This window comes from Mesorhizobium sp. M5C.F.Ca.ET.164.01.1.1 (assembly GCF_004792125.1).
GTDB lineage: Bacteria > Pseudomonadota > Alphaproteobacteria > Rhizobiales > Rhizobiaceae > Mesorhizobium > Mesorhizobium wenxiniae.
The window spans coordinates 1-374 of record NZ_SRTG01000211.1; the positions used below are offsets into that span (position 1 = coordinate 1).

1 pseudogene is annotated in these 374 nt (G+C 59.6%); it reads left to right on the forward strand.

Annotation, left to right across the window (positions count from 1 at the left end):
- Nucleotides 1–15: 15 nt before the first annotated feature.
- A pseudogene (locus EN807_RS33170) lies at nucleotides 16–374 on the forward strand (2-keto-4-pentenoate hydratase); the annotation flags it as partial.

Below are 374 nucleotides of genomic sequence, written 5' to 3' on the forward strand. Positions count from 1 at the left end.
GGAGACATGAGCGGAATGACGGCGATCGGAAAACTGGCGGAGAACTTTGCAGAGGCAAGCCGAGAGGGCGCGAGAATTCCTCTGGCGAAACATGAAGCGGAGGGACTCGTTCCCGGCAGCCTTTCAGAGGCCATGGCGGTTCAGCGGGCTTTTGCTGGAAACTGGGCGACGCCGGTCGCCGGCTGGAAATTGGGGATCCGGCGGGATGGTGATGCTGTTGGGGCGCCGATTTTCGATTGTGTCAGGGTCGACGACGCCAATCTCGCTTGTTTTCCTCAAGATGGCACCGAAGGTGTCGAAGTCGAGATTTGCTTCACGCTTTCCGCCGACATCCCTGCTTCAACCGCTGGGCGGATGACAAGGGCCGATCTGAC